This is a genomic window from Sphingomonas sp. CCH10-B3 (assembly GCF_001556185.1).
Classification (GTDB): domain Bacteria; phylum Pseudomonadota; class Alphaproteobacteria; order Sphingomonadales; family Sphingomonadaceae; genus Sphingomonas; species Sphingomonas aquatica.
Genome location: NZ_LSIJ01000016.1, coordinates 1 through 3,877, shown reverse-complemented (window position 1 = coordinate 3,877; position 3,877 = coordinate 1). Strand labels below are relative to the sequence as shown.

Annotated in this window: 5 protein-coding genes; 4 read left to right on the top strand and 1 reads right to left on the bottom strand. The window is 59.4% G+C overall.

The features are described from left to right. The first annotated feature begins 70 nt into the window (after nucleotides 1-70). Both AX672_RS04445 and AX672_RS04440 read left to right on the top strand, forming a co-directional pair. Nucleotides 71-2,131, top strand: a complete 2,061-nt coding sequence (locus AX672_RS04445; protein ID WP_066648877.1) for a conjugal transfer protein TraG — start codon at nucleotides 71-73, stop codon at nucleotides 2,129-2,131. Next, nucleotides 2,128-2,556 (top strand): ribbon-helix-helix protein, CopG family, encoded by a 429-nt coding sequence (locus AX672_RS04440; RefSeq protein WP_066648874.1) that lies wholly within the window; start codon nucleotides 2,128-2,130, stop codon nucleotides 2,554-2,556. Before AX672_RS04445 ends, AX672_RS04440 begins: the two co-directional genes overlap by 4 nt. A gap of 112 nt (nucleotides 2,557-2,668) precedes the next feature. Here the strand turns inward: AX672_RS04440 and AX672_RS04435 are convergent, their stop codons facing one another. Further along, nucleotides 2,669-3,115 (bottom strand): RrF2 family transcriptional regulator, encoded by a 447-nt coding sequence (locus AX672_RS04435; RefSeq protein ID WP_017183354.1) that lies wholly within the window; start codon nucleotides 3,113-3,115, stop codon nucleotides 2,669-2,671. Nucleotides 3,116-3,197: 82 nt separating this feature from the next. Here AX672_RS04435 and AX672_RS04430 point away from each other — a divergent pair, with 82 nt between their 5' ends. Beyond that, nucleotides 3,198-3,653 (top strand): group III truncated hemoglobin, encoded by a 456-nt coding sequence (locus AX672_RS04430; RefSeq protein ID WP_017183353.1) that lies wholly within the window; start codon nucleotides 3,198-3,200, stop codon nucleotides 3,651-3,653. Further along, nucleotides 3,653-3,877 (top strand): DUF1971 domain-containing protein (locus AX672_RS04425; RefSeq protein ID WP_168727326.1); only part of this gene is annotated, 225 nt, incomplete at its 3' end. The genes AX672_RS04430 and AX672_RS04425, both read left to right, overlap by 1 nt.

Genomic DNA, 3,877 nt, shown 5'->3' with positions numbered 1-3,877 from the left:
CCCGCACTCCGCTAATTTACGCCGCGACCTGTGCCAAATGTTCTGACGACGGACACAGGAGTAACTTTCAATGAACGCCACCCGTATTCTCTGGGGTCAGGTCATCGCCGTCATCAGCGTCACATTGCTTGGTATCTGGTCTGCCACCCAATGGACGGCCCACGCCCTTGCGTACCAACCTGAGCTCGGCCAGCCTTGGTTCTGGCTGGGACCTTGGCCAATCTACCCGCCCTACGCCTTCTTCTGGTGGTGGTTTGCGTTCGACGCCTATGCACCACAGATCTTCCAGACCGGCGCATTCATCGCGGTCTCGGGTGCCATGGCCGCCATAGTCATCGCGATCGCCATGTCGGTGTGGCGCGCGCGGGAGGAGAAGCAGTCAGAGACCTACGGTTCCGCGCGCTGGGCGACCGACAAGGAAATCCGCAAGGCTGGCCTCCTGAAGCAGGACGGCGTGGTGATCGGCTCGCACAAGAACCGGTATCTGCGGCACAATGGTCCCGAACATATTCTCTGCTTTGCGCCGACCCGTTCCGGCAAAGGCGTGGGTCTCGTCATCCCGTCGCTGCTCGCTTGGCCGGGCAGCTGCATCGTCCATGATATCAAGGGCGAGAACTGGGATCTGACGGCGGGCTTTCGCGCCCGACACGGCCGCGTCCTGCTGTTCGATCCGACCAACCCCGCATCCAACCCCTACAATCCGCTGCTCGAAGTCCGGAAGGGCGATTGGGAGGTACGTGACGCCCAGAACATCGCAGACATATTGATCGACCCCGAAGGGTCATTGGAAAAGCGCACGCATTGGGAGAAGACCAGCCACTCGCTACTCGTCGGCACCATCCTGCACGTCCTCTATGCCGAGAAGGACAAGTCGCTGGCCGGGGTCGCTGGCTTCCTTTCCGATCCGCGTCGTTCGATAGAAACCACGCTGCACCGGATGAAGACGACCCCGCACCTCGGCAAAGATGGTGTTCACCCCGTTGTGGCTGCCGCCGCGCAGGAACTGCTGAACAAGTCTGACAATGAGAGGTCTGGCGTCCTGTCGACGGCCATGTCATTCCTCGGCCTCTACCGCGACCCTGTGATTGCGCAGGTCACCGGAGCCTCGGACTGGCGCATCACCGATCTTGTCGATTCAGCGGCACCTGTGTCGCTCTATCTGGTCATTCCTCCTTCCGATATCAGCCGGACCAAGCCGCTCGTCCGCCTGATGCTCAATCAGATCGGGCGCCGCTTGACCGAAGAGCTCAAGGCCAAGGGTCGCCAGCAGCGCGTGATGTTCATGCTCGACGAATTCCCGGCTCTGGGGCGGCTAGACTTCTTCGAAAGCGCCCTGGCCTTTGTTGCGGGCTATGGGATCAAGGCATTTCTGATTGCGCAGTCGCTCAACCAGATTGAGAAAGCCTACGGATCGAACAACGCCATTCTCGACAATTGCCATGTCCGCGTCGCGTTCGCGGCCAATGATGACAATACCGCCAGCCGCGTTTCCAATGCGCTCGGCACCGCCACCCAGATGCGGGCAATGAAGAATTATGCCGGGCATCGCCTCTCGCCATGGCTCGGCCATATCATGGTCTCACGTACTGAGACCGCGAGGCCGTTGCTGACCCCCGGCGAAGTTCAGCAGTTTTCTGAGCACGAGGAGATTGTTCTGGTGGCCAGCACTCCGCCGATACGCGCGGAAAAGGCAAAATACTTTCTCGACCCAAGGTTTCGCGCGCGTCTTCTACCCGCACCCACCCCGAAACCGCTGCACCCGAAAAAACGGCCAAAGGACGACTGGTCTGTGCTCGCACCCATTGCGGCACCGCAGCCGACTAAACCAGCCAAGGCAGAAGAGAAATGCTCCGAACAGCCGCCAGTTGATCAGCCAAAGCCGGGTGTGCCGTCAGCTGCTGATCGGGCCAAATCAGAAAATGATACGGCGAACTCCGGGATCAGGCGAGAACCCGAACTGGGCGAACATGAGGATGTCGTTCCCGTCCCCGAGCCACCGGTCAACGAGTTCGATCTTGATCGCGATGCGCCCGAGGATGACGCAGCCAGGGCGAAACGGGAAGCTGATCGCACAATGAACCGCAATGCCCGCAATGCATCGCTCGACCCCGATGACGGCATCGACCTGTGAGGAAGAAGCCCCACAGCAAACAAACCTTCCGGCTCGATATCGAACTGGCCAAATTGCTGGAGGAACGCGCTCATGCCCGCGGCGTCTCGCGCACCGAAGTGGTGGAGGCGGCGTTGATGTCTCTGCTGCAGTCCGATCAGGATGAACGGATGGAAGCCGCTCTGGCGAGACGGCTCGATCGTCTGTCGCGGCAATTGGATCGGCTCGAATGGCATGTGGAATTGACGAACGAAGCGATCGGCCTGTTCGTGCGCTTCTGGCTCACCAGCAATCCGCCGCTGCCTGATGCCGCGATGAAGGCGGCGCAGGCGATGGGCAAGAAGAGGTGGCACGGATTTGTGGAATCACTCTCGCGGCGCATGGAGGCGGGACCAAAGCTGCGGGATGAAGTCGAACTTGGGAAGTCCGACGCATCAATCAGCTGACCAGGGAGATCGCCCTCAGCTTCATCAACACGCCAATCCCTGTCATGCAAACTCAAAGGCGCATTACCTGAAAACTGCCGGCTTGAGAATCGGAGCGCCGGGGCTCCGTGCATCATGACTGTTGCGTGCCCCCCCCGTCGATCTGCCTCTCAAGCCTCTCTTTGTTGGGAATCAGATCGGCGATGGAGAATTGATCCAGATGCCGGGCAAATGACTCCAAAGCGCCTGTCAATACATGCCGTAACCCGCAGACTGGGGTGACAACGCAAGTGTTGGTTGCCGGGTCGAAACATTCAACGAACGTCCCTGTATCTTCCATGGTCCGGACAATGACGCCCACATTCAATTCGGCAGGCGGGAGCGCCAGCTTGAGACCGCCGCTGCGGCCCCGCACGCTTTCGACAAAACCTTCGGCGGTGAGCCGCTGAGCCACCTTCATCAGGTGGTTCTTCGAAATGCCATAGGCGCTGGCAATGTCGGCGATGGAATGATGGCCGTCTTTCACCGCCAAAAACATCAGCGTGCGCAGGGCATAATCGGTTTGAAGCGAGAGTCTCATAAAAGATGCATATCATATATTGCATTTAACCGCCAACCGCCTAAACGATGCATATGAAATACCTCTTAATCGAGTCGAGACTGTGACGGGGTCAGAGCATGTCGCGCAAGTGCGCGCTCGCAAGATGGCTGACGCGCTGGCCTGCGGGATCGATGACGCATTCATTTCCCAGCTCGTAGAGCAATTTTACGGAGCTATTCGGGCTGATGACATGCTCGGCCCGATATTTGGTGCAAAGGTCAGCGACTGGCCGCATCATCTGGCGCGGATGAAGGATTTCTGGGCCTCGATCATGCTGGAATCGGGTCGTTTCAGTGGCAATCCCATGCGCAAGCACACGGCTATCGGTGGGCTTGATGCAGAGCATTTTGCGCGGTGGCAGTCTTTATGGGACGTGACACTCACCCGGATCGCACCGAACGAGGAAGTGGCAAACCGCTTTCGCGACGCGGCGCGGCGCATTGGCGAAAGCCTGCTGACCGGCATTCTGATTGATCGCGGCGGACTGACCGCGATTCGCGCAAAGGTGCTTGCCTGATGTCTGAACCCTATGCCTCATCCCCCATCTTCGACGAGCAGACTTTGCCCGATGCGCTGCGCAACGATCATCGCACCAAAACCGGGACGTGGGGCCTGCTGCGCGTCCTGGAAGGCGAAGTCCGGCTGATCTTCACCGAGCCGCTTACGGAACACCGTGTCACGCCGGATGTCCGTCGTCAGAACATTTGGCACAGGTCGCGGCGTAAATTAGCGGAGTGCGGG